Here is a 24180-nt window from a genome sequence, read left to right on the forward strand (position 1 = left end):
GCATCCGGACCGCCGCTGTTCTCAGGAGGTCGGGACGTTCGCCTCGAGCTCGGCCAACCAGGCCGCCGGGCTGGCGTCCGACGGCATCCGCCAGTCGCCCCGGGGCGACATGGTGCCGCCCGCGCTGACCTTGGGCCCGTTCGGCAGCGCCGAGCGCTTGAACTGGCTGGCGAAGAAGCGGCGTACGAACACCTCGAGCCACTCGCGGATCGTCGCGAGGTCGAACGCGATGCGCCGGTCGTCCGGGTAGTTGGGCGGCCACTCCCCCGCCTCCGGGTCGTGCCAGGCGTGCCAGGCGAGGAAGGCGATCTTGCTCGGTGCGTAGCCGTAGCGCAGCACGTGGAAGAGCGTGAAGTCCTGCAGGGAGTACGGCCCGACCGACTGCTCGGTCGACTGCGGCAGGTGGTCCTCGCGGGTCGGGATCAGCTCGGGGGTGATCTCCTGGCCGACGACGTCGAGCAGCACGGCGTTCGTGTCCTCGTCGAACTGGCCGGTGCTGACCACCCAGCGGATCAGGTGCTGGATCAGCGTCTTCGGCACGCCGGCGTTCACGTTGTAGTGCGACATCTGGTCGCCCACGCCGTACGTGCACCAGCCGAGCGCGAGCTCCGAGAGGTCGCCGGTCCCGAGGACGATCCCGCCGCGGTGGTTGGCGAGGCGGAACAGGTAGTCGGTGCGCAGGCCGGCCTGGACGTTCTCGAAGGTGATGTCGTAGACCTCCTCGCCCTTGGCGTAGGGGTGGTCGAGGTCGGTGAGCATCGCCCGCGCGGCGTCGGTGATGTCGATCTCCTGCATGGTGATGCCGAGCGAGTCGGCGAGCGCCCAGGCGTAGCCCTTGGTGGCCTCACCGGTCGCGAAGCCCGGCAGGGTGAAGCCGAGGACGTCGCTGCGCGGTCGGCCCAGCCGGTCCATCGCCTTCGCGGCGACGATCAGCGCGTGGGTGGAGTCGAGTCCGCCGCTGATGCCGATGACGACCTTGGGCTGGCCGATGGCGTGCAGGCGCTGCTCGAGTCCGGAGACCTGGATGTTGTAGGCCTCGTAGCAGTCCTGGGCCAGACGCTCGGGGTCGTCCGGGACGAACGGGAAGCGGTCCACCTTGCGGCGCAGCCCGATGTCGGCGGTGCTCGGCGCGAGCTCGAACTCGACCGTGCGGAACTCCGGGGCGACCGAGCGGCGGTTGTCGTCGAACGTGCCGGTCCGCAGCCGCTCGAGGCGGATCCGGTCGAGGTCGACGTCGGCGATCGCGGCGCGCGGCCCGTCGGGGAACCGGTCGGTCTCCGCGAGCAGCTCGCCGTGCTCGTAGACCATCGTCTGGCCGTCCCACGACAGGTCGGTCGTGGACTCGCCCTGGCCGCCGGCGGCATAGAGGTACGCCGCGAGGCAGCGGCTGGACGCGGAGCGGGCCAGCAGGTGCCGGTCCTCGGCGCGGCCGACGGTGATCGGGCTGCCGGAGATGTTCGCGAGGACGCTCGCGCCGGCGAGCGCTGCCTCCGCGCTCGGCGGGACCGGCACCCACATGTCCTCGCAGACCTCGACGTGCAGCACGAGCCCGCGCACGTCGACGGCCTCGAACAGCAGGTCCGGCCCGATCGGCACCTCGTGGCCGGCGAGCACCGTCGTACCCCGCACGTCGTCGCCGGGCGCGAACCACCGGCGCTCGTAGAACTCGCGGTACGTCGGCAGGTAGGACTTCGGGGCGACGCCGAGGATCCGCCCGCGGTGGATGACCACTGCGGCGTTGAGCACGCGGTTCCCGTGCGCGATCGGGGCGCCGACCACCAGGACCGGCGCGAGGTCCTCTGACGCGGCGACGATCTGGGCGATCGCGTCCGTCACCGCGTCGAGCAGCGGGTCCTGGAGGAACAGGTCGTCGATGGCGTACCCGCTCAGGCACAGCTCGGGGAAGATCGCGACGGCGACCCCGTCGTCCGAGACGAGCCGCGCCTGCTCCAGCACCGCGCGGGCGTTGGTCGCGGGGTCCGCGACGCGGATCGGCACCGTGCAGGCCGCGACGCGGGCGAACCCGTGCGCGTAGGCGGAGTAGAAGTCCACGTCGGGGAGTTTCCCACGCGGGCGGGGGCTATGTGCGCGCCACCACGCTCCACGCGGTCGCTGAGATCTCGAACGGGCCGTCGGGCAGCAGCTCGGCGCAGCGCGCCCGCAGCCGCTCCCGCGCGGCATCGTCGAGGCGTGCGACGTGGTCGCCGGCCGGCCCGACGCCGAGCGTGTACGGCTCCCACCACTCGTCGAAGCCGGTGTACGGCACGGTCACGGTCAGCGTGCCCTCCCGGACGTCGCGCAGCCCGGCCTCGCGAGCCAGCACCCCGAGGTCGCCCTCGCCGGTGCCGGGCAGCGTCGCCTCGTCGGCGACTCGCGGGTCGAGGTCCTTGGCCGCCCGCCAGAACGTCGACAGCGGACCGGTTGCGGTGGCGTGGTTCCACACCGTCGCCCCGACGAGCCCGGCCACCCGGCCCATCTCGGTGAGCCCGGCGACCGGGTCCGACATGAAGTGCACGACCAGGTTGGCGAGCGCCACGTCGAACACGCCGTCCTCGTACGGCAGGTGCTCCGCCTTGCCCTGCTGGACGTCGACGCCCGGGCAGCGCTCGCGGGCGGCCGCGACGAACGGCGGCGACGGGTCGAGCGCCGCGACGTGGTCGGCCCCGAGCCGCTCGACCAGGCGGGCGGTCAGGACACCCGGTCCGCACCCGACGTCGACCGCACGCATGCCGCGGCGTACCCCTGCCAGCTCGACGAACTGGTCCGCGAGCGGCTCGGAGTAGCGCCCCATGAACCGGTGGTAGCGGTCCGCGGCGACGTCGAAGGCCACGGGCTCACTGTAGGACGTCCTGGGCGAAGGTGAGGCCTCCCGTGGGGTCGCCTTCGCTGCGGGTCACGACGCTCAGCCGGTCGGTGGCTGGGTCCCACCGGACGATCCGCCAGCCGTCGACGTCGGCTCTGCGGCTCGGGACGGCCACCCAGAGCAGCACGCTGCCGTCGTCGAGGATGCCGACAGTGCTCAGCCCCCAGTTGCTGTAGTTCGCCTCGTGGTCGCGCACCGGGAGGCGGTGGCGCGGCGCGAGGTCCGTCCGATCGGCGACGTACACGGCGAAGCCGTCGTTCTCGTACGACGTCCCGACGATGGTCTCGTCGCGAGCCTGGATCGAGGAGAGGTGGCCGGTGGGCGACATGTCGACCCGCCGCTGCACTCCCCCGCCCCAGTCGGTGAGCACGCTGTCGCCTGCGGGGTCCGAGACCTCGACCACCGCGCCGCGGTCGTCGAGTGCCCAGCCGAAGCTCATCCCCGTCGGGTAGGGCACCTCGTCGACGGCTCCGCTGATCACGTCGATCCGCCATCCGCCCCTCAGGTCGTCGAGGAGCAGAGAGTCGCCGTCCACCCAGCCGATCCAGGAGAAGTCCCACGGCTCGAAGCCGGACGGCAGCGGCAGCACGGTCCGGTCGCCGGTCGGCAGGTGCCAGACCTCGATCCCGTCGTCGACCAGGGCCGCGAGGCGGGTGCCGTCCGGAGACAGCTCCTCACGCGACAGCGCGAGCCGCCCGTGGGCGTTCGGCAACCGGACCTCGCGCCACGAGCCGTCCACTCCCAGCAGCTGGACCCGGCCGCCGCGACGATCCACCGAGAGCACCGCCGCAGCCATCGGCTTCGTCGCGAGCGCGGGCGCCTCGTCGGGCGGGTCGACGTAGGCCGGCAGGGCGGCCGCCACCGCGTCGGGCGCCATCGGCAGGTCGTCCACGTCCCGCGGGTCCCACGCGCGCTCGGCCGGCGCGCTGCTGCTCGGTGGCGGGGCCGGCACCGGTTCGGGCGGATCGTTCGAGGTGCAGGCGGTGAGCAGCACCAGGCCCAGGACCGTCGAGACACCAGGAACGGCCCCGGATCGGCCTCTCCCAGGGCCGTTCCTGGTGTCTCGACGCCTCACGACCGGCCCAGCAGGTCGGTCGCGAACACGGCGGTCTCGCCGGACAGCCAGCAGGAGACCCGGGAGAGCTCGCCGGTCTCGGCGTTCCAGGTGACGAGGTACTCCTTGGGCGCGCCCTCGGGCAGGACCGTGAAGGCGAGGACGTCGTCGCTCAGCCAGGTGAGCGGGCGCAGCTCCTCGGCGAACGCGTAGTAGTCGTGGTCGTCCGGGACCGGCAGGTAGGCGCGGGTCTCGAGCGTCTCGCGGTCCACGGCGACCAGGCCGTCACGGTCGGCCGGCTGGTCCCCCAGGACGAGGTTCGCGCGCGTGAACGCGATGGTGTCGTTGCCGACCGCCGGCAGGATCAGGCCCTCGAGCTCTCCGGTACGGAACCTGCCCACCTCCTCGCCGTCGCCCCACTCGACGACCAGCTGGGGCTCGGTGCCGACGATCCGCCCGTCCGGGCCGAAGCCGATGTGGGAGACGCCCTCCAGGTACGCCACGTCCTCGACCGTGCCGCCGTCCAGGTCGACGCGGACCGCGCGGGGCCAGCCGCGAGCGACCACGCCCGAGCTGTCGGGCAGCCAGGTCAGCCGGGCCTCACCGGGGACGCCGTCGACCTCGCGCCACTCACCGTCGAGGTCCCGCCAGAAGAACCCCGACGCTCCGGCAGCGACCAGCCGCTGGCCGTCCGGCGAGATCGTCACGGTCCGCGCGCCTCCCAGCCCGTCCGGCAACGTCAGCTCCTCGGAGTACCCGTCCCCCGACACCAGCACGGCGCGCGACCCGTCGTCGAGCACCGCGACCGGCCGCGTCACCGTGCCCGGGGTCAGCGACTCCATCACCCGCGGCACGCCGAGCTCGACGACCGGCAGCCCCTCGGCACCGCGCGGGTCCCAGACCGGGTGGACCGCCGACCTCGGGATGGCCGGGGCGACGGGCACGACCGTCGTCGGGCTGCTGGTCGGCGCGGGTGCCGGCTCCACGGTCCGGTCGCCGCCGATCCGGCCGGCGAGCGCGACGCCGGTGACCAGCACCACGACGGTCGCGGTCGCGGCCAGCGAGCGACGGGCGGTACGCCGCCGGCGCGCCGAGCCCAGCGCCGCGGCGGCACCGCCGGGCGCCTCCACGCGGTCGGTGGCCAGGTCGAGCAGGTCTCGGAGCTCGGTCATGGCGCCCTCCCGATCAGCGCGAGCAGCTCGGGCGCGCCGTCACGCAGCCGGGCCAGCGCGGCGGCGTTCTGGCTCTTCACGGTCCCGGGCGCGACGCGCAGGATCTGAGCGGTCTCCTCGACCGACAGGTCGTCGAAGTGCCGCAGCACGACCACGGCGCGCTGCGCAGGCGTCAGCCGTTGCAGCGACCGGCGTACGACCATGGCGGTGTCGGGGTCGGACGAGACGCCCGCGCCGCCGAACGGCTCCTCGACCGGGATCTCGCGCCCGCGCCGGCGCCACCACGAGATGTGGTCGCGCACGACGATCGTCCGGGCGTACGCCGTCGGGTTGCCGTCGCGCAGCCGGTCCCACCTCATCGCGACCTTCACGAGCGCCTCCTGGACCAGGTCTTCAGCACGGTGGAGGTCTCCGGTGAGCAGGTACGTCGAACGCAGCAGCGAGCGTTCGACGCCGGCTGCCCACGCGGTGAACTCCTGCTCGTCCATCGGCCTCCTCACCCAGAGAACGCCTGGTCCACGCGATCCGGTTGGCACGAGTTTCCCCGATGAGTTCGTCCGCCCGCCTCGGTCAGAGCCGGTATGCCCGAGATCAGCACCTGCCTGTGGTTCGACGACAACCTGATGGAGGCCGTGGAGTTCTACACCACGGTGTTCCCCAACTCGGAGGTCCGCGGGGTCTCCCACTACGAGGACGGCCGCGTGCTCGCCGCCGAGTGGACGCTCGACGGGCGGCCCTTCCGCGGCATCAACGGCGGCCCGGTGCACGCCGGCTTCACCGAGACGATCTCGCTGAGCGTGAACTGCGCCGACCAGTCCGAGGTCGACTACTACTGGGACACGCTGGTCGCCGGCGGCGTGCCCGACCAGTGTGCGTGGCTCAAGGACAAGTTCGGCCTGTCCTGGCAGATCGTGCCCGTGCGGCTCTACGAGCTCGTCTCCGACCCGGACGCCGCCCGGGCCCAGGCTGCGGTCGCGGTGATGATGACGCAGCAGAAGATCGTGATCGCCGACATCGAGGCCGCCGCCGACGCCGCGAGCGCCTAATCTCGCCGGGTGACCTTCCGGCCGTGGCTGCGCGTCGCCCTCGCGCTGTTCGCGGTCGGCTGGGGCGCGAACCAGTTCGCGTCGATGCTGCTCGCGTACGGCCACGAGCTCGGCATGGCCACCCAGACCCGCGCGCTGCTGTTCGGGCTGTACGCCGTCGGGCTGATCCCGGCGCTGCTCGTCGGCGGTGCCGCGTCCGACCGCTGGGGCCGGCGCGCGGTCGTCCTGCCGTTCGTCGCGCTGTCGCCGCTGGCCTCGGTGGCGCTGATCGTCTGGCACGACTGGACGCCCGGGCTGGCGGCCGCCCGGCTGCTCGCCGGGCTCAGCTCCGGCATCGTGTTCGGCGCGGCCACCGCGTGGGTGGCGGACCTGTCCGTGGACGAGCGACCGGGGACCGGTGCCCGCCGCGCCGGGCAGTTCCTCACCGCGGGCTTCGCGGTCGGGCCGCTGACGGCCGGGATGATCGCGGAGTTCTCCGCGCACCCGCTCACCGTGCCGTACGTCCCACACCTGGTGCTCGGCGTGCTGAGCGTCGTGCTGCTGTGGCCGGTCGCCGGCCCGCGTCCCGCCGTACCGCCCCGTCGGCCGTTGTTCCGGCTGCCCGCCGCCGCGCTCAGCCGACGGTTCGTGCTCACCGTCGCCCCGGCGGCGCCCTGGGTGTTCGCGTCCGCGGTCATCACGTTCGCCTACCTGCCGAGCGTCATCGACACCCCGGTCCAGGGCGAGCTGGCGTTCGCCGCCCTGCTCACCTTCGTGACGCTCGGGACCGGCGTCGCGGTGCAGCCGCTCGCCCGCCGCCTCGACGACCGACGCATCGGGATGCTGTTCACGATCGCCGCGCTGCTTCTCGGCGTCCTCGCGGTCGGCACCGACAACCGGTGGATCGTGCTGCTCGCCGCGCCGGTGTTCGGCGCGGGCTACGGCTCCGGGCTGGTCACCGGGCTGCGCGAGGCCGAGCGGCTGGCGCCGGAGTCCGAGAAGGGCGCACTCGTCGGGGTCTTCTACTCGCTCGCCTACCTCGGCATGTTCGCGCCGTACCTGCTCGGCGCCTTCGGCAGCGCCCGGGTCGCTCTCCTGGTCGCCGTCGGTGTGGCCCTCGCGTCGCTGGCCGTGACCAGCACCACAGGGTTGAAACGCCCGGTCCGGGGCTAGCCTGACTGGTGGTCCGTGGACTCCATCAGGGAGCTGCGAGATGACACCTCCGGGAGACTCGATGAGCGAGGAGACCGCGCCGTACGGCACCGGTCCGGCCAAGGCCGAAGCACCGCAGATCAAGCGGATCCGCACCCACCACCTGCGGGAGATGAAGCAGCGTGGCGAGAGATTCGCGATGCTCACCGCCTACGAGCAGTACGCCGCGCAGACGTTCGACGAGGCCGGCATCGAGGTCCTCCTCGTCGGCGACAGCGCGTCGAACAACGTGTTCGGCAACGAGACCTCGCTCCCGGTGACCGTCGACGAGCTGATCCCGCTGGTCCGCGCGGTCACCCGGTCGGCGCGCCGCGCGCTGGTCGTCGCCGACCTGCCGTTCGGGTCGTACCAGGCCTCGCCCGAGCAGGCCTACCTGACCGCCGTCCGCTTCATGAAGGAGGCGAACGCGCACGCGGTGAAGCTCGAGGGCGGCGTCGAGATGGCGCCCCAGGTCCGCAAGCTCACCGAGGGCGGCATCCCGGTGATGGCGCACATCGGCTTCACCCCGCAGTCCGAGCACAACCTCGGCGGCTACCGCGTCCAGGGGCGGGGCGACGCCGCGAAGCGGGTCGTCGAGGAGGCGATCGCGATGGAGGAGTCCGGCGCGTTCGCGGTCGTGATGGAGATGGTCCCGGGCGACGTCGCCGCCGAGGTGACCGCCTCGGTGTCGATCCCCACGATCGGCATCGGTGCCGGCGCGCAGTGCGACGGCCAGGTGCTCGTGTGGCAGGACGCGTTCGGGCTGCGGACCGGCCGGATGCCACGCTTCGTGAAGCAGTACGCCGACCTGCACGGCGTACTCCTGCAGGCCGCGAAGGACTACGCCGCCGACGTGAAGGCCGGCACGTTCCCCGAGGCGGACCACACCTTCTGACTGCCGGGAACCAGCAGCCAGGTCGAGGAGCCCAGAGGGGTACGTCGGGTCCGGCTGGGTACGGTGATCGGCATGCGCCCGGTCTTGCTCGGAACCCTGGTCGCCCTCGCGAGCTCCGTGCTCGTCGGCTCTGTCGCCGGCCACGCCGCGACACCAGCGCCGGAACGCGCGGCTCCCGAGAGGACGGCGCAGCGGGCCGACGTACCAGGCCTCGCGGTGAAGCGGCTCGTCACCGGGCTCGACAAGCCGTGGGACGTGCGGCCGATCGGGCAGGGGCGGCTGCTGTACACCCAGCGCGACCGGGCCACGGTCTCGATCTGGTCCGACGGCCGCTCGCGGGTGGTCCGCGGCTTCCCGACGAGCTCGGTCTGGGTCTCCGGTGAGACCGGACTGATGGGGCTGGAGCTCGACCCGCGCTTCAAGCGCAACCACCGGTTCTACACCTGCCAGGGCGGCAGCACCGCGGGCGACGGCCACGACGTGCGCGTGATGCGGTGGACGCTGAACTCCGCGCTCACGCGGATCACCGCCAGCAAGCGGATGATCGGCGGGTTCCCGGCGACCAGCGGCCGCCACGGTGGCTGCCGGCTGCTCGCGACCGGCAGCAAGCTGTACGTCGGCACCGGCGACGCCGCGGTCGGCGCGAACCCGGAGAACAAGAAGTCGCTCGGCGGCAAGACGCTGTGCCTCCAGCTGTCCGGGCGGCCGTGCTCGTCCAACCCGTTCATCGGGTCGAGCAACCGCAACCAGCGCTTCGTCCACACCTACGGCCACCGCAACGTGCAGGGCCTCGACCGGCGCCGCGACGGCGTGCTGTTCTCCGTCGAGCAGGGCACGTACCGCGACGACGAGGTGAACCTGCTCCGCAATGGCGGCGACTACGGCTACAACCCGGTCCCGGGCTACAACGAGAGCGTCCCGATGACCGACCAGTCACTGCCGGGACGTCAGCGCAACGCGGTGTGGAGCTCCGGCGACCCGACGCTCGCCGCTTCCGGCGGCGGCTTCGTCTACGGCAAGCGGCTCGGCGCGTACGACGGCACCTTCGCCGTCGCCGCCCTCAAGGCCGAGCGGGTGGTGTTCCTGACGGTCTCCGACTCCGGCAGGCTCCAGGGCGTGCGGGTCCCGCCGGCGCTGCGGAAGTTCGGGCGCATCCGCACCGTCGTCGACGGCCCCGGCTCGGTCTTCTACGTCACCACCGACAACGGCGGCGGCAACGACGCGATCCTGGCGGTGCGGCCCCGCCGCTGAGCGCCCTAGGCGAGCCGCTGAACGCCCTAGGCAAGCAGGGCGACGGCGCCGACCCAGAAGAGGACGGCGACGACCGCCACGGCCGGGACCCGGCGCGGGTGCGGCGTGAACCACGCGATCGCCACGAGCAGCAGGGCCACCCAGGCGAGCATCAGCAGCAGCACGACCCACCACGGCGCGAAGGTGAGGCTGGCGGCGTACAGGAAGAACGCGCACGCCATCCCGGCCATGCCGACGAACGGCCAGGGATCGGCCGGCGTCAGGTCAGTCATTCCAGTTCGGGTCGTTGTCCCAGTCCTCGTTGCGCTCCTCGGCCTTGCCGAGCGCGTGCTCGGCCTCCTCGCGGGACGCGAACGGGCCGAGCCGGTCGATCGGCGGGCACATGTCCTCGTCGCTCTCGACCCGCTTGTGCTTCACGCAGTACCAGAACGCGCTCATGCCTCCTGAAACTACACTCGCGTCCGTGACTTCCCCGCTGCTCCGCGCCGTACCCGCGTCGATCCCTCGGCCGGAGTACGTCGGCAAGGAGCTGCCGGAGCGCTACACCGGACCCGAGGTGAAGGACGCCGACACCATCGAGCGGATGCGTGCGGCCGGCCGGCTCGCGGCGCAGGCGCGCGAGCTGGTTGGCGCGCACGTCGTCCCCGGGGTCACGACCGACGAGCTGGACCGGATCGGCCACGAGTTCCTCTGCGACCACGGGGCGTACCCGTCCACGCTCGGCTACCGCGGCTTCACCAAGTCCCTGTGCTCCAGCGTCAACGAGGTCATCTGCCACGGCATCCCGTCCGACCAGGTCGTGCAGGACGGCGACATCGTCAACATCGACATCACGGCGTACCTCCACGGCGTCCACGGCGACACCAACGCCACGTTCCTCGCCGGGGACGTCGACGAGGAGTCGCGGCTGCTGGTGGAGTGCACGCGCGAGGCGCTCGAGCGCGGCATCCGGGCCGTGAAGCCCGGGCGCCGGATCAACGTGATCGGCCGGGTGATCGAGTCCTACGCCGCGCGGTTCGGGTACGGCGTCGTCCGCGAGTTCACCGGCCACGGGATCGGCACGTCGTTCCACAGCGGGCTGATCGTGCCGCACTACGACGACCCCGAGCACGACGAGCTGATCGAGGTCGGGATGACGTTCACGATCGAGCCGATGCTCAACCTCGGCACCCCCGAGTGGGAGATGTGGGACGACGGCTGGACCGTGGTGACCCGTGACCGGCAGCGCAGCGCTCAGTTCGAGCACACGCTGCTGGTCACCCCGACCGGCGCGGAGATCCTCACTCAGGCGGACTGAGCAGCTGCTCCACCCGGAACACCGAGAGCCAGTGGTCCGGGTCGCCGGTCATCGCGGCGGCGAGCCGCAGGTGCGGCAGCGCCTCGGCGTACCGGCTCTGCCGCTCCAGGGCGCGCCCGAGCGCGTGCCGCGACCAGTCGTCGGACGGGTCGTGCTCGACCAGCCAGGTCAGCTCGGTCTCGGCCTTCTGGAGCTGGGCACGCATCAGGTACGCCCAGGCTCGCAGCGAGCGCAGGCCGGCGTTCTCGGGCTCCTGCTCGAGCGCGGGCTCGAGCACCTCGAGCGCCTCCTTGGGCGCGCGCCGCTCGAGCAGGTCGAAGGCGGTGCGGTACGCCGACTCCGGGCCGGTCTGGCCCGGGAAGACGATCGGCGGCGGCCGCAGCTCGTCAGTCATCATGCCTCCAAGGATTCGTCGTGCAGGATCCGCTGGAACAGCCGATGGTCCCGCCACATTCCACGGATGTAGAGGAACCGCTCCGCGACCCCGATCTCGGTGAACCCGGCTCTCCTCAGCACGGCCTGCGACCCGTGGTTGTCCAGCAGCGTCCCGGCCTCGATCCGGTGCAGTCCCATCTCCCCCGCCCGCTCTGCGGCGTACTCCGTCATCGCCTTCGCCAGCCCGCGTCCCTGGTGGTCCACGTCGACCCAGTAGCTCAGCACCGCGCTCTGCAGCGGCCCGCGCACGACGTTCACCAGCGCCACCCGCCCGACGATCGACCCGTCGTGGACGACGACGTACGAGAACCGTTTGCCCTCCCCCGCGTCCGCCACCTGCCGCCCGACGTCCTCCGCCTGCGCGTCGTCGGTGTCCCACCCCTCCGGCCGGTCGGGATCCGTCGGCGCCAGGTGCTCGCGGTTGCGGCGGTACGCCGCCGCCATCAGCGGCCCGTCGCCCGCTGCCAGCGGCCGGATCTCGTAGCCCTCGGGAAGCATGCACACACCGTAAGCCGCAGCCTCTATCCTTGCTCTCGCGGATGGGCTGGCCGGGCGACCGCGTGGAGGCAACTCCCCGAGGAAGGTCCGGGCTCCACAGGGCAAGGTGGTGGGTAACACCCACCCGGGGTGACCCGCGGGACAGTGCCACAGAGAACAAACCGCCACCGGGCTCGCCCGGCGGTAAGGGTGAAACGGTGGTGTAAGAGACCACCAGCGACCGAGGTGACTCGGCCGGATCGGTAAACCCCACCTGGAGCAAGATCAAGAAGTCCCGTGCTTGCACGGGATGCGCGTACGTTCGAGGGCGGCCCGCCCGAGTGCGCGGGTAGATCGCTGGAGGGTGTCGGCAACGGCACTCGTAGATGGATGGTCGCCACGCTTCGGCGTACAGAACCCGGCCTACAGGCCAGTCCGTCCGCACCCAGGGTCCAGGTTTTGGGGCCTGTCGGAGTGACGCCCGTCTCGCTATGGTGTTTCCACCTCGGGGCCCCCTAGTGACAGACGGATGGTCGTCGCCATGGCCGATTTCTCCCGCGTCCGATGGCTCCTCGGAGCCTTGACCCTCCTCCTGGTGAGCTCGGTACTGCGCGCCGCACCTGCGTACGCCGACGACACCTACGAGGTGGACCTGTCCGGGATGCCTCCCCTGGTCATCAACTACGGCCCGGGCGACAGCTCCACGCCGATCAACGTCGAGCTCCCGGGTACCGGTGCCGGGCAGCAGCAGGCTGCGTCGCAGTGCACCGCGATCCCCGGCATCCCCGGCAACACGCTCTGCCTGGGTGGCCCCACCGACGGCCCGCAGACCCCCATCGAGGTCACCGGAGCCAGCGACTCGGCGCCGGTGGTGAAGGCCGGCGAGGAGGCGGCCAGCGCGCTCGGGTGGATGGTCGCGGAGGCGGTCGAGTACATCAGGGTGACCTACGACCTGCCCAGCGACGAGCGGATCCTCCGCTACGCGCGGCCCCAGGTCCGGGCGTACATGCTGAACCGGCTCCTCGACATCATGGACCGGAAGGTCTACGGCGTCGAGCTGACCGAGGACGAGCAGCGCGCGCTCGACTTCGTGGAGAACGAGTACGGCCTGGACGACCGCGTCCAGGCGCAGGCGGCGTACGACGAGTACAAGGCCTTCGAGGGGGTGGGTGGCTGCGGCTACCGGCCGCCGCTGCCGCCGGCGGGGACCCCGCTCAAGGCGCTGCCGCTGCCGAAGGCGGTCAAGGACGCGTGCGACAACGCCCAGTCGTCGCTCGCCGCCCAGTTCGCCTTCGCACCGCCGATCCCCTCGGTCGACGACTTCACGACCTGGGGTGCCTACGCGAAGGGGCACGACCTCGGGCTCGACGCCTACGCCAAGGACGCCGTGCGGAAGAACGCCGCGGACGCCGCGGTCGCCGCGACGGTCGGCGCCGGGATCGGCCTGGCGATCGGGGCCGCGGCCGCCGTCGGCGCTCTCGTGGGCGCCTCGGCGTCCCTCTCCGCCCTCGTGGTGTTCGTCATCGGCAGCCAGGCGCTCTTCGCCTCGAGCGTGGGCTCGGCGGGCGCCGTCGTCACCACGCTCGGCTCGGCGACCACCGTCGGCGCGGGAGCCGCGGCCGGCCCGGTGGGGATCATCCTGGTCGCCGCCGTGATCCTCGCGATCAGCATCTGGCAGGTGGTCCAGCGCGAGTCGGTCGGCGCCGAGCTCAAGAAGCGGGTGGACGAGGCGAAGGGGACCGACCCCCTGGGGCTCAACCCGCTGATCGCGAAGTACTCCGGCCAGCCGATCCGGAGCGGCTACACGCCGGGGAACGAGCCCGAGTACCGCTCGGCAGAGGCGACCAACAAGCTGCTCGGCAACATCGTCCGCTGGACGACCGTCAACCAGCTCGATCAGGCGGTACCCGACTCCACCCGGCTCTGGACCGACAACGAGACCACGTCGGCAGACCGGAGGTTCCTGGTCCGGGTCGGCACCGGCCCGGTGCAGGAGAAGAGCAGCATCTCCGTGCCGCAGAAGGGCGGCTACGCCTCGGTCCGCTTCAGCCGCGACTGGATGATCGTCCAGCAGGCGGGTCAGGAGGAGACGGCCGCCCTGGGCTTCGGCTACCAGGACGTCGACGGCACCGACAAGGTGGCGGCCCGAGCACCGTCGTCGTTGGGCGGCTGGTCCGTCACCGGCTCCGACAACAAGGGGCTCGTCGGCACCAACGAGGACACGATCAGCTACCTGAACGCCGCCGGCCAGCGGGTGCGGGTGCAGCTGAAGCCGGAGCCCTACGCGAACCTCTCGGGCCCGCGCCCCAGCGCGGTCGGCCCCCTGATCGCCAACCGGCCGGTGATCCTGCGCCCCAACCCGGTCAACGAGGACGGGAGCACCATCGACTACGAGGCCTCCCAGGCCGACTTCACCTACGACTGGGCCGTGCAGCGGCTCGACCCCGACACCCAGCAGTGGATCGACGTCCCGACCCCGGGCGGCGGCTACGGCACCAGCTTCACGCCGACCGTCACCGGTCGGTACCGCGCCGACGTGACGATGACCCAGAAGTCCGACACCTCGGTGAAGAAGTACGGCGTCGTCGAGTTCCCGGTCAGCGCCCCGGCGATCGCGACGCCCACCCTCACCCTGATCGACAACGGCTCCAACCGGGCCGAGGTCGACCTGCAGATGACCGAGCCCGTCCCCGGCGACGAGATCACGACCACCGTGACCTGGCCCTCCGAGCTCGGCGCGACCGGGCCGGCACCCACCACGACGATCACGCAGACCTGCGTCCAGACCGATCCCCTGGAGTGCACGACCCCGCGCACCGGCCTGGTGGACAGCCTCGTTCACACGCTCACCCCGGCCACCGACCTGCGCCAGCCGATCACGGTGACCAGCACCAACCAGTACGGCGGCAGCTTCACCCAGGAGCTGCGCCTCGACAACCCCGGGCGCCCATCGTTCGAGGCGCCGCCCGACGACGCCAACGACACCATGCCCGGGACGGTGACCGTCACCGACCGCACCGCCCAGCTCGAGTTCCCCCTCGTCGACCAGGCGAACTCCGACTACCAGGTGGCCACGCTGGTCCCGGGCACGGGAGGTGGCCAGGAGTTCGGCCTCGTGGACCCCGCGACCGGGAACACCACCGGCGCGTTCGTGCTGCCCGACTCCGGCAACCTGGTGGTCTCCACCGACGGCAACGGGTTGTTCGTCAGCGGCCACCCGACCGTCGACAACCTCGGCACCTACGACGTACCGATCGTGGTCTCCCAGACCAACACGAACCGCAACCTGATGGTGGTCAGCATCCACGTCGTCCCGTCCACGGAGAACCGCTTCCGAGCCGCGGTGCTGAGCGACGTGGATCCCCTCGACTTCGCGGTGGACCACCTGCCCACGATGTACCCGGCCGTGCTCGGCGGCCGCACCGAGTGGGGTTGGTACGACGGCAACGTCTGCGTCGGCCTCACCTACCAGGGTGGTGGCCCTCCGGATCCGGAGCGCAGGATGTGCGGCCCGATCCCGTTCTTCTACGACGCCGACGGGGTCGAGTCCTTCCCCTACGCCAAGCTCTTCCCGCTGGGCCTCGAGGACGGGACCTACCGTGCGCGGGCGTGGCTGCCCGACGCCGGACCTCGGGCCGACACCAGTCCGCTGACGACCACGTTCATCCTCACCCAGGAGGTCGACGTACCCACGCCGCCGGTGACGTCGGCACCCTCGGTCAGCGGAGCCGCCAAGGTCGGAACCACCCTGCGGGCCACCGTGCCGACCTATCCCGCGTCGGCCAGCACGACCTACCAGTGGCTCCGCGACGGCAAGCCGATCGCCGGCGCCACCAAGGCGACCTACACGCCCGGCGCCGCTGACCGGGGCCACCGGCTCGGAGTCCGGGCCAGGTCCTCGGCGGCGGACTACCAGGCCACGACCGAGACCTCCACCCGGACCGCCGAGGTCGCGCTCGGGAGCCTGACGAAGACCCCGACCCCGAAGCTCTCCGGCCGGGCAGACGTCGGGAGGACGCTCACCGCCAAGCCGGGGGCCTGGGACGCCGGCGTCACGTTGAAGTACCGCTGGTTCGCCGATGACAGGGCGATCAAGGGAGCCACCGGGAAGACGCTGCAGCTGACCCGAGCGCTGAAGGGCGCCCGGATCACCCTCCAGGTCACGGGCAGCAAGCCCGGGTACGCCGCCGAGACCAGGACGTCGAAGCCGAGCGCCGTCGTCTGACCCGCCTCAGCAATGCACTCGACCTCCTGGCTTCAGGATCGATTCCGAGAAGCCAGGAGGTCGAGCGGGCGTGGGTCGCGTCAGGCGATCTGGGAGAGGCGCCGTTCGTCGGAGGCCACCACCACGGTGAACCTGCTGCGGATCTGCCCGAGCAGCTCCTCCCGGAACTCGGCCACGAGTGCGTCTCGCGCGGCGCCCTCCTGCCGCGCGATGCGCATCGTGTATCGCTCGATCAGGTCGAGGATCCGGGGGATCTCCGCAGCGATCTCCTTGAAGTGACGATCGAGGAGGTCCTCGATGTCCGCGCCGATGAGGACCCGCTGGGTCGGTGCCATGGTGGTCCTCCTCGTCTGCCCGAGATCGTCGTCCGGCGGTGTCGCCACCCTCCTCATCGGCCCCACCAGCGACCGGCTTGAGAGTTCTGCGGACCGGACCAGACAGCTCAGCCCTGCGCCCGCCGGTGTGCGACCTCCTGCCGGACCAGCGGCAGCACGTGCCGGCCGTAGTCGATGGCGTCGTCGAGCGGGTCGTAGCCGCGGATCAGGATGGTGTCGACTCCGATCTCGACGTAGTCGAGGATCGCCGCGGCCACGGTCTCCGGGTCACCGACCAGCGCGGTCGTGTTGCCGCCGGCCCCGGCCGCGGTGGCGGTCGGCGTCCACAGCGCCCGGTCGTGCAGGTCGCCCTTGGCCGCGGCGGCGAGCAGCCGCTGCGAGCCGGTGTTCTCCGGCTGTGCGCCCTTCGCGTCGAACTTGTGATCCTGGAGGAACGCCCGGCCCGGGCCGCCCTTGATCCGGTCGAGGATGCCGTACGCCCGCTCCCACGCCAGCTCGCGCGTCGCGGCGACGATCGGGCGGAACGACACCGAGATCCGCGGTGCCGGCCGGCCGGCCGCCGCCGCGGCCGCGCGCACCGACGCGATCTGCTCCGCGGTCGGCGCCAGCGGCTCGCCCCAGAGCATGAACGTGTCGGCGTGCGCGCCGCCCACGCGGTACGCCGCCTCCGACGAGCCGCCGAAGAACAGCTCGAGGTGCCGGTCGGCGTACGGCAGCACGCCTCCGGCGTAGTCCTCGAACGTGTAGTGCCGGCCGTCGAACGAGAACGGCTCGGTCGACGTCCACGCCCGGCGCAGGATCGTGAGGTACTCGTCGGTGCGGTCGTAGCGCTCGTCATGGCCCAGGTAGTCGCCGTCGCGACGCTGCTCGACGTCGCTGCCGCCGGTGATGATGTGGACGGCGATCCGACCCTGCGCGAACTGGTCCATGGTCGCGAACGTGCGCGCGGCCAGCGTCGGCGCGACGAAGCCCGGCCGGTGCGCGACCAGCAGGCCGAGCCGTTCGGTGTTCGCGGCGACGTGCGCGGCCACCTGGGTGCCCTCGGGCCAGCTCGACCCGTAGCCGATCAGGATCCGGTCGAAGCCGGCGTCCTCGTGGGCGCGGGCGAAGCGGCGCGTGTACTCCGCGTCGATCGCCGGACCCGAGCCGGGCCGGCTCTCCGACGCGTCACGGGTGCCGATCATCCCGAGCAGCTCGACGGTGCGGGTGCTGCTTTCGACGGTGGCGGTCATGCCGACACCAGCTCGGGCGTACGGCGGGCGACGCCCTCGCGGACCAGGTCGATGACCCGGCGGTAGGCGCGAGCGTCGTCGAGCGGGTCGAAGCCGCGGATGAGCAGGGTGGTGACGCCGAGGTCGGTGTAGTCGAGCAGCGACTCGGCGACCTGCTCGTAGCTGCCCACCAGCGCCGTCGAGTTCCCGGCCGCGCCGGTCGCCTTCGCGACCGCGGTCCACAGCCGCTTGTCGTGCACGTCGCCCTTGGCGGCCGCGTCCAGCAGCCGCTGCGAGCCGTGCTGCTCGGAGTGGTCGAGCTTCTTGAACACGGAGTTCGCCTGGTTCACCCGCTCCTGGGTCTTCTCGAGGATCTCCTCGGCACGCTTCCACGCCGCCTCCTCGGTGTCCGCCACGATCGGCCGGAGGCTGACGCTGAACCGCGTCTTCCTCCCGTACGGCGCGGCCGCCGCGCGGACCTGCTCGATCCGCTCGCGGATGCCGTCGAGCGGCTCGCCCCAGAACGCGTAGACGTCCGCGTGCTTGCCGCCGACGCGGACGGCGTCCTCGGACGCGCCGCCGAAGTAGATCGGGATCCGGCCGCCGGGTCGCACCGACGACCAGCCCTGCTCGACCCGGTAGAACTCCCCGTCGTGGTCGAACGGCGCCTCGGAGTCCCACTCCTTGCGCAGCACGGTGAGGAAGTCGTCGGTGCGGGCGTAGCGCGTGACCTTGTCGGTGAAGTCACCGTCGCGGCGCTGGTCCGCGTCGTCACCACCGGTGATCACGTGCAGGGCGACGCGGTCGGGGTGGAACGCGTCGAGGGTCGCGAACGCACGGGCGGCCAGCGTGGGTGCGAGGAAGCCGGGCCGGTGCGCGAGGAGCACCCCGAGCCGCGAGGTCGCGTTCAGCACCTGGTCGGCGATCACGAAGCCGTCGGGGCTGGCCGACGAGTGCGCGATCAGCACGCGGTCGAACCCGGACCCCTCGTGGGCCGCGGCGACCGTCTGCAGGTACTCCCGGTCGACGGCCGGCCCGGTGCCGGCCCCGGTCGTCTCGGAGAACTCCTGGGTGGCGGCGAAGCCGATGAACTCGATGGTCATGACAGTGCTTCCTTCTGGGGGTCGGTCTCGGGGTTGAGGGAACGTCGCCAGCTGTCGGCGGCGTGGCAGGCTGCGAAACGGTCGGTGCCGGCGACCGGCACCAGGGGCGGCTGCTCGGCGCAGGCGTCGTGGGCGAACCGGCAGCGGGCCGCGAACACGCACGCGCCCTCGGCCGGTGTACGCGCCTCGGTGACCGGGACCCGCAGCTCCAGGGGCGAGAGCCGGTCGTCGTGCTCGACGCTCGGTGCGGACGAGGCGAGCAGCGCGGTGTACGGGTGCACCGGCTTCTCGAGCACGTCGGAGATGGGGCCGTGCTCGACGAGCCGGCCCCGGTAGAACACCGCGACCCGGTCGGCGACGCCCGCCAGCGAGCTCAGGTCGTGGGCGATGATCACCACCGCCAGCCCGAGCTCGGTGCGCAGCCGGTCGAGGAGCCGCAGCACCAGGTTGCGGTTCGAGACGTCGAGCGCGCTGACCGGCTCGTCGCAGAACAGCAGCCGCGGCCGGGTCACGATCGACCGAGCGAGCGACACCCGCTGCCGCTGCCCGCCCGAGAGCTGGCGCGGGTAGCGGTCGCGGAACGAGTCGGCGTCCAGGCCGACCAGGCCGAGCGCCTCGTCCACCCGCTCCCGGCGTTCGGCCCGCGTCAGGTCACCGACGACGTCGAGCGGCTCGGCCACCAGCTCGCCGACCGACAGGTCGGTGTCGAGCGAGCGCAGCGGGTCCTGGAACGCGAGCTGCACCTGCCCGCTGCGGCGGAACTGCCGCAGCGCCTTGCCGCGCAGCGCGCCCAGGTCCGTGCCGTCGAAGTCGATCCGTCCCGCGGCCGGCTTGACCAGACCGACCGTGGCACGGGCCAGCGTGGTCTTGCCCGACCCCGTCTCGCCGACGATGCCGATGATCTCGCCGGGCCGGATGTCGAGGTCGACCCCGGCCAGCGCGGCACCGGTGCCGATCGAGCCCGACCGCCGCGGCGGCGCGTACGTCACGGTCAGGTCGGAGACCGTCAGCAGCGCGCTCACGAGGCGCTCACCAGCTCGTCGAGGCGCACGCACCGCGCGCTCCGCCCGGGCGTCGTGTCGACGAGCGGCACGAGCCCGGACGTGCAGCGATCCACGACGTCGCGGCAGCGCGGCGCGAACCGGCAGCCCGGCAGCACTGCACCGGCCTCCGGCGGGCTTCCGGGGATGACCTCCAGCGTCCGCCGGCTCCAGTCGCCGATCGACGCGACCGCGAGCAGCGCCCGCGTGTACGGGTGCTGAGGGTCCGCCAGCACCTCGTCCGTCGGGCCGCTCTCGACGATCTCGCCGCCGTACATCACCAGGATCCGGTCGCACGTCTCCGCGACCACCGCCAGGTCGTGGGTGACCAGCAGCAGCGACAGGTGGTGGGTACGCCGCAGCCGCGACAGCAGCTGCAGGATCTCGGCCTGGATCACCACGTCGAGCGCCGTGGTCGCCTCGTCGGCGATCAGCAGCTCCGGCTCGAGCGCGACCGCGATCGCGATCAGCACGCGCTGCAGCATGCCGCCGGACAGCTCGTGCGGGTACTGGTGGTAGACGACCTCGGGCCGGTTCAGCCCGACCTCCTCGAACAGCTCGACGCTGCGCGCGTGCGCCTCCTTGCGCGACAGCCTGCGCTTCACCCGCAGCTGCTCGGCGAGCTGGTGCCCGACGGTCAGCGACGGGTTGAGGTACGACGCCGGGTCCTGGAACACCGCGGCCAGCCGGGTGCCGCGGATCTTGTCCCAACGGCGCCGGTTCGCGCGGGTCAGGTCGGTGTCGCCCAGCAGGATCGAGCCCTGTGCGAGCTCGACGCCGGGCGGCAGCAGCCCGAGCACGGACCGGCAGGTGAGGGTCTTGCCGGAGCCCGACTCCCCCACCAGGCCGACGGACTCGCCGCGGCCGATCTCGAAGCCGACACCCCTGACGGCGGTTCGCCGGTCCTGGCCGACGGTGATCGCCAGGTCGGAGACTCGCAGGGTGGGCTCAGGCTGCGGGGACGCGGGCATCGGCACGCTCCTTCTCGGGCTCGATGACGGTGGGGAGCGCCGTGATCGGGCCGGCGCTGGGACTGGTGAGCCGGCGACGCCAGCTGCGGCGTACGCCGTCCGGCGTCGCGTCGCGCACCACGTCGGCGAGCAGGTTCAGGGAGCCGACGGTGAGCATGATCATCAGGCCGGGGAACAGCGGCGCCCACGGCTGCTGGGTCAGGTAGGCCAGGTCGCTGGCGAGCATCCCGCCCCAGGTCGGCGCGGGCGGCGTGACGCCGAGGCCGAGGAACGTCAGGGACGCCATCACCAGCAGCGCGGTGCCGAGCGCCTGCGCGGTGGTGACCGCGAGCGTCGGCAGCACCTTCGACCAGATGTGCTTGCGCAGGATCCACCACTGCGAGGCGCCCATCAGCTCGGCGGCCTCGACGTACTGCTGCTGGCGCAGCCCCATCGTCACCGCGCGGGTGACGCGGAAGTACAGCGGCGACATCAAGATGCCGATCGCGATCATCGACTGGTGCAGCCCGTTGCCGAGGGTCCCGACCACCGCGATCGCGAAGACCGTGAAGGGAACGACCATCAGGGTGTCGGTCACGCGCAGGGAGAACCACTCGAACTTCGGGCCGAGCCACACCGAGGCGAGGCCCGGCAGGATGCCGATCAGCATCGCGGTCAGCACCGCCTCCACGGCACCGAGCACGGAGATGCGGGTGCCGGCCATCAGCCGGCTGAGGACGTCGCGACCGAGGTAGTCGGTGCCCAGCCAGTGCTCGGCGCTCGGGTTCTGCAGCATGTTGGCCGGGTCCTGCGCCAGCGGGTCGTGCGGGGCGAGCATGCTCCCGAAGAAGACCAGGAACAGGATGCCGGCGAGGACGATCATCGAGGCCTTGCCGGCGGGGTCGCGCCAGGCCAGGCGGAGGGTGTTCACGAGGTGCCTCCCTGCGGGTTCCGCGGTCGGCGGGCGACCGGATTGAGGGCGGTCTGGATGACGTTCACGACCGTGCTGGCGATCAGCACGACGATGACCGTGACCAGGAGGGTGCCGAGGATGACGGGTACGTCGCCCTGCTCGGCGGACTGCAGCGCGAGCTGGGCGATGCCCGGGAGGTTGAACAGCTTCTCCGCGATGACCGCGCCGCCGATGATCGTCGGCACCGCGAGACCGAGGACGGCCAGCGCCGGGCCGGACGCATTGCGGAGCACGTGCCCGAACAGCACCCGGCGGCGCGAGAAGCCGCGCATCTCGGCGCCGGTGGCGTAGTTCTCCCGGAGCGCGCCCACCAGCGAGGTGCGCAGCTGGCGGGCCAGGCCGCCCGCGGCGTCCACGCTGAGCGCCAGCGCCGGGAGGATCGCGAAGCGGAGCCATTCCACCGGGCTCTGCGAGATCGGCACGTAGCCGCCCGACGGCAGCCACTCGAGCTGGACCGAGAACAGCACGATCAGCCCGATGCCGATCACGAACGGCGGCATCGTCGCCACGATCGAGCAGAGCAGCGTGACCGTGCGGTCGACCACGCCGCCGTTGCTGAGGGCGGCGGCGACGCCGCCGGTGACGCCGAAGACCACCGCGAGCAGCAGCGCCAGCCCGGCGATCGACAGGTCCACGGGCAGCGCCGCCCGGATGCTGTCGGTGACCGGCACGGTCGTGAACCAGGAGACCCCGAGGTCCCCCTGGAGCGCGTTGCCGAGCCAGTTCAGGTACTGCTGCCACAACGGCAGGTCGAGCCCGAACTGGTGGTTCATCCGGGCGATGTCCTCCGGCGTGGCGGTCTCCCCGAGCACGGCGGCTGCCGGGTTGGCACCCGACAGCGCGCCGAGCCCGAAGGTGAGGACCGTCGCGAACAGGAACACCGTGACGGCGATCAGAGCCACCCGGCCGAACGCGGCGGCGTACCCACGCAGGCGCCGGATGCGTTCGGTCGGCCAGGACGTACCTGCTGCGACGGTCGCACTCACTTGACCGTGACTCCGTTCCACTCGACGAGCGCCAGGCCGTCCGGGACCTCCGAGACGCCCGGGGCGCGGGCGATGACGCGCGGCACCGTGTAGAGGAAGGTGTTCGGCATCGTGGTGACCGCGAGCTTGGTGGCCTCCTGGAGGAGCGCCGGGTACGACGGGTCGTCGGTCGGCGTCTTGATCACCTTGTCGAGCGCGGCGAACACGTCGGGGTTCTGCTCCCGCGACGGGTTCATCAGGCCGGTCTCGCTGAACAGCACCTGGAAGGCCTGCACGGGCGACTCACGACCGGCGAAGCCGTCGACGGCCAGCGCCTTCTCGTGGTTGATGTAGACCTGCTGGGTGAACTGCGCCACCGGGATGGTCTCGATCTCGGCCCTGAAGCCGACCGCCTCGAGCTGCGCCTGCAGCAGCTCCGGGACACCCTCCGGGTTCGCGGTGCTGATCGTGACCGGGATCGGGTCGGTGTAGCCGGCGTCCTTCAGGATCTGCTTCGCCTTCTCGGGATCGTAGGCGTAGACGTCCTCGAGCTCCGCGTTGTAGCCGACGTGGCCCGGCGGGAACGGCTGGTAGTTCACCTCGCCGATCCCGAACTGACCGGCGTCCACGAGCTGCTGGCGGTCGACGGCGAAGTGCAGCGCCTCGACGACCTTCGGATCGGTGAACGGCTCCTTGCCCGAGTGCACGTCGAGCGTGGCGACGTACAGCGACGGGATGACCTGGACCTCGAGGCCGGCGGCCTCGGCGGCCTCGACCTGGCTGCCCGGGAGCAGACCCACGTTGTACTGGCCCGACTGGATCGAGGCGACGACGGTCGCAGCATCCGCGGCCGGGTACAGCTCGAAGTTGCCGACCTCGATCTCGTCGGCCTTGAAGTAGCTGGGGTTGCGGGTCAGCTTCGCGCTCGCGTTCTGCGTGTAGCTGTCGAGGACGAACGGGCCCGAGCCGGCCGGCTTGGTGGCGAGCGACTCCACGTCGGACTCGACGACCGCCGGGTTCACGATCATGCCGGTCTTGCCCGCGAGCAGGTTCGGGTACTGGTAGTTCGGTCCGGCCAGGACGAGCGTGAACGTCAGGTCGTCGACGACCTTCACGTCCTTCAGGTCCGCGAGCTGCGGGGCGACCAGCGAGTTCTCGGCGTCGCGGCCGCGCTCGAGGCTCGACTTCACGGCGGTGGCGTCGAGCGGCGTGCCGTCGCTGAACTCCAGACCGTCCTGGAGCTTGAAGGTGACCTCGGTGCCCTTGTCGTTGTACTCCCACGACTCGGCGATGTTCGGGATCGCGTTGGCGTTGTTGTCGAGGTGCGTGAGCGACGAGTACGTCAGCGCCAGCATCTGGACGTCGGAGCCGGCCGACGAGGTGACCGGGTCCCAGGTGGTCGGCAGCTGCCAGGCCCACTTGATCGTCCCGGTGCCGCCCGCGGCGCTCGACCCGGAGTCGCCGCTCGCGGTACCGCCGCAGGCGGACAGGGTGAGCGCGGCGGCGAGGCCGAGGCTGACGGCGAGCACGGACCGTCGGGTCCGCGTGGAGCGGCGGCGGAAGCCGCCGGGGGAACTGGTCATCTGCGGGATTGCCTCTCGGGTGGTCCATCTCGGGGAACTACTTGAGTAAGACACCATAGTTACGTGGTTTAGTAGACTTAAGCAGAGCGTCCAAGGGGTGGTCAAACATCTCGGACGTGTCGTGCTGAGACATCG

General features: G+C 71.8%; 23 protein-coding genes and 1 other RNA gene. 7 read left to right on the forward strand and 17 right to left on the reverse strand.

What is annotated here, in order from left to right; translation table 11 throughout:
- Window positions 1-21 precede the first annotated feature (21 nt).
- From MJ604_RS21160 to MJ604_RS21180, 5 genes are all read right to left on the reverse strand, one after another.
- Window positions 22-2052: an NAD(+) synthase gene (locus tag MJ604_RS21160; RefSeq protein ID WP_243060696.1), complete on the reverse strand. Its 2031-nt coding sequence runs from the start codon at window positions 2050-2052 to the stop codon at window positions 22-24.
- Between the two features lie 28 nt (window positions 2053-2080).
- Window positions 2081-2830 carry a class I SAM-dependent methyltransferase gene (locus tag MJ604_RS21165; protein WP_243060697.1) on the reverse strand — a complete coding sequence of 250 codons (750 nt, stop codon included), beginning with the start codon at window positions 2828-2830 and terminating at the stop codon, window positions 2081-2083.
- A 4-nt stretch (window positions 2831-2834) separates the two neighbouring features.
- Window positions 2835-3815: a hypothetical protein gene (locus MJ604_RS21170; protein WP_243060698.1), complete on the reverse strand. Its 981-nt coding sequence runs from the start codon at window positions 3813-3815 to the stop codon at window positions 2835-2837.
- A gap of 119 nt (window positions 3816-3934) precedes the next feature.
- Window positions 3935-5089, reverse strand: coding sequence for a hypothetical protein (locus MJ604_RS21175; RefSeq protein WP_243060699.1), 1155 nt, complete (start codon window positions 5087-5089; stop codon window positions 3935-3937).
- Window positions 5086-5577 carry a SigE family RNA polymerase sigma factor gene (locus MJ604_RS21180; RefSeq protein ID WP_243060700.1) on the reverse strand — a complete coding sequence of 164 codons (492 nt, stop codon included), beginning with the start codon at window positions 5575-5577 and terminating at the stop codon, window positions 5086-5088. Before MJ604_RS21180 ends, MJ604_RS21175 begins: the two co-directional genes overlap by 4 nt.
- Window positions 5578-5670: 93 nt before the next feature.
- Between MJ604_RS21180 and MJ604_RS21185 the strand changes: the two genes are divergently transcribed.
- The 4 genes from MJ604_RS21185 to MJ604_RS21200 all read left to right on the forward strand — a co-directional run bounded on the left by MJ604_RS21185 (window position 5671) and on the right by MJ604_RS21200 (window position 9451).
- Window positions 5671-6135: a VOC family protein gene (locus MJ604_RS21185; RefSeq protein WP_243060701.1), complete on the forward strand. Its 465-nt coding sequence runs from the start codon at window positions 5671-5673 to the stop codon at window positions 6133-6135.
- Window positions 6136-6144: 9 nt separating this feature from the next.
- Window positions 6145-7287 (forward strand): MFS transporter, encoded by a 1143-nt coding sequence (locus MJ604_RS21190; RefSeq protein ID WP_243060702.1) that lies wholly within the window; start codon window positions 6145-6147, stop codon window positions 7285-7287.
- Between the two features lie 61 nt (window positions 7288-7348).
- Window positions 7349-8200: a 3-methyl-2-oxobutanoate hydroxymethyltransferase gene (gene panB, locus MJ604_RS21195; RefSeq protein ID WP_374458361.1), complete on the forward strand. Its 852-nt coding sequence runs from the start codon at window positions 7349-7351 to the stop codon at window positions 8198-8200.
- 72 nt (window positions 8201-8272) lie between these two features.
- Window positions 8273-9451 carry a PQQ-dependent sugar dehydrogenase gene (locus MJ604_RS21200; protein ID WP_243060704.1) on the forward strand — a complete coding sequence of 393 codons (1179 nt, stop codon included), beginning with the start codon at window positions 8273-8275 and terminating at the stop codon, window positions 9449-9451.
- Between the two features lie 26 nt (window positions 9452-9477).
- Here MJ604_RS21200 and MJ604_RS21205 read toward each other — a convergent pair whose 3' ends face one another.
- Together MJ604_RS21205 and MJ604_RS21210 are read right to left on the reverse strand one after the other, a co-directional pair.
- Window positions 9478-9723 carry a hypothetical protein gene (locus tag MJ604_RS21205; protein WP_243060705.1) on the reverse strand — a complete coding sequence of 82 codons (246 nt, stop codon included), beginning with the start codon at window positions 9721-9723 and terminating at the stop codon, window positions 9478-9480.
- Window positions 9716-9889 (reverse strand): hypothetical protein, encoded by a 174-nt coding sequence (locus MJ604_RS21210; RefSeq protein ID WP_243060706.1) that lies wholly within the window; start codon window positions 9887-9889, stop codon window positions 9716-9718. The genes MJ604_RS21205 and MJ604_RS21210 overlap by 8 nt, the downstream gene beginning before the upstream one ends.
- Here MJ604_RS21210 and map point away from each other — a divergent pair.
- The gene (gene map / locus MJ604_RS21215) at window positions 9888-10748 is read left to right on the forward strand and encodes a type I methionyl aminopeptidase (protein ID WP_374458362.1); all 861 of its coding nucleotides are present in this window, start codon (window positions 9888-9890) and stop codon (window positions 10746-10748) included. The genes MJ604_RS21210 and map overlap by 2 nt on opposite strands.
- Here the strand turns inward: map and MJ604_RS21220 are convergent.
- Together MJ604_RS21220 and MJ604_RS21225 are read right to left on the reverse strand one after the other, a co-directional pair.
- On the reverse strand, window positions 10732-11142 hold the full coding sequence (locus MJ604_RS21220) for a M48 family metallopeptidase (protein ID WP_243060708.1): 411 nt from the start codon (window positions 11140-11142) through the stop codon (window positions 10732-10734). The two genes, map and MJ604_RS21220, sit on opposite strands and share 17 nt — an antisense overlap.
- Window positions 11142-11681: a GNAT family N-acetyltransferase gene (locus MJ604_RS21225; protein ID WP_243060709.1), complete on the reverse strand. Its 540-nt coding sequence runs from the start codon at window positions 11679-11681 to the stop codon at window positions 11142-11144. The genes MJ604_RS21220 and MJ604_RS21225 overlap by 1 nt, the downstream gene beginning before the upstream one ends.
- Before the next feature lie 42 nt (window positions 11682-11723).
- Between MJ604_RS21225 and rnpB the strand changes: the two genes are divergently transcribed.
- Window positions 11724-12102, forward strand: an RNA gene (gene rnpB, locus MJ604_RS21230) — RNase P RNA component class A.
- Window positions 12103-12255: 153 nt separating this feature from the next.
- Window positions 12256-15885: a hypothetical protein gene (locus MJ604_RS21235; protein WP_243060710.1), complete on the forward strand. Its 3630-nt coding sequence runs from the start codon at window positions 12256-12258 to the stop codon at window positions 15883-15885.
- 80 nt (window positions 15886-15965) lie between these two features.
- Here MJ604_RS21235 and MJ604_RS21240 read toward each other — a convergent pair whose 3' ends face one another.
- The 8 genes from MJ604_RS21240 to MJ604_RS21275 form a co-directional block, all read right to left on the reverse strand.
- On the reverse strand, window positions 15966-16220 hold the full coding sequence (locus MJ604_RS21240) for a hypothetical protein (RefSeq protein WP_243060711.1): 255 nt from the start codon (window positions 16218-16220) through the stop codon (window positions 15966-15968).
- A gap of 107 nt (window positions 16221-16327) precedes the next feature.
- Entirely contained in the window at window positions 16328-17452 is a 1125-nt protein-coding gene (locus MJ604_RS21245) for an LLM class flavin-dependent oxidoreductase (protein ID WP_243060712.1), read from the reverse strand.
- Window positions 17449-18534, reverse strand: coding sequence for an LLM class flavin-dependent oxidoreductase (locus MJ604_RS21250; protein ID WP_243060713.1), 1086 nt, complete (start codon window positions 18532-18534; stop codon window positions 17449-17451). The genes MJ604_RS21245 and MJ604_RS21250 overlap by 4 nt, the downstream gene beginning before the upstream one ends.
- Window positions 18531-19556 carry an ABC transporter ATP-binding protein gene (locus MJ604_RS21255; RefSeq protein ID WP_243060714.1) on the reverse strand — a complete coding sequence of 342 codons (1026 nt, stop codon included), beginning with the start codon at window positions 19554-19556 and terminating at the stop codon, window positions 18531-18533. The genes MJ604_RS21250 and MJ604_RS21255 overlap by 4 nt, the downstream gene beginning before the upstream one ends.
- Entirely contained in the window at window positions 19553-20545 is a 993-nt protein-coding gene (locus tag MJ604_RS21260; RefSeq protein WP_243060715.1) for an ABC transporter ATP-binding protein, read from the reverse strand. The genes MJ604_RS21255 and MJ604_RS21260 overlap by 4 nt, the downstream gene beginning before the upstream one ends.
- Window positions 20523-21455 carry an ABC transporter permease gene (locus MJ604_RS21265; RefSeq protein WP_243060716.1) on the reverse strand — a complete coding sequence of 311 codons (933 nt, stop codon included), beginning with the start codon at window positions 21453-21455 and terminating at the stop codon, window positions 20523-20525. Before MJ604_RS21265 ends, MJ604_RS21260 begins: the two co-directional genes overlap by 23 nt.
- Window positions 21452-22483 carry an ABC transporter permease gene (locus tag MJ604_RS21270; RefSeq protein WP_243060717.1) on the reverse strand — a complete coding sequence of 344 codons (1032 nt, stop codon included), beginning with the start codon at window positions 22481-22483 and terminating at the stop codon, window positions 21452-21454. Before MJ604_RS21270 ends, MJ604_RS21265 begins: the two co-directional genes overlap by 4 nt.
- Window positions 22480-24045, reverse strand: coding sequence for an ABC transporter substrate-binding protein (locus MJ604_RS21275; protein WP_243060718.1), 1566 nt, complete (start codon window positions 24043-24045; stop codon window positions 22480-22482). Before MJ604_RS21275 ends, MJ604_RS21270 begins: the two co-directional genes overlap by 4 nt.
- Window positions 24046-24180: the final 135 nt, after the last annotated feature.

The organism is Nocardioides sp. SR21 (genome assembly GCF_022761125.1).
Classification (GTDB): Bacteria; Actinomycetota; Actinomycetes; order Propionibacteriales; family Nocardioidaceae; genus Nocardioides.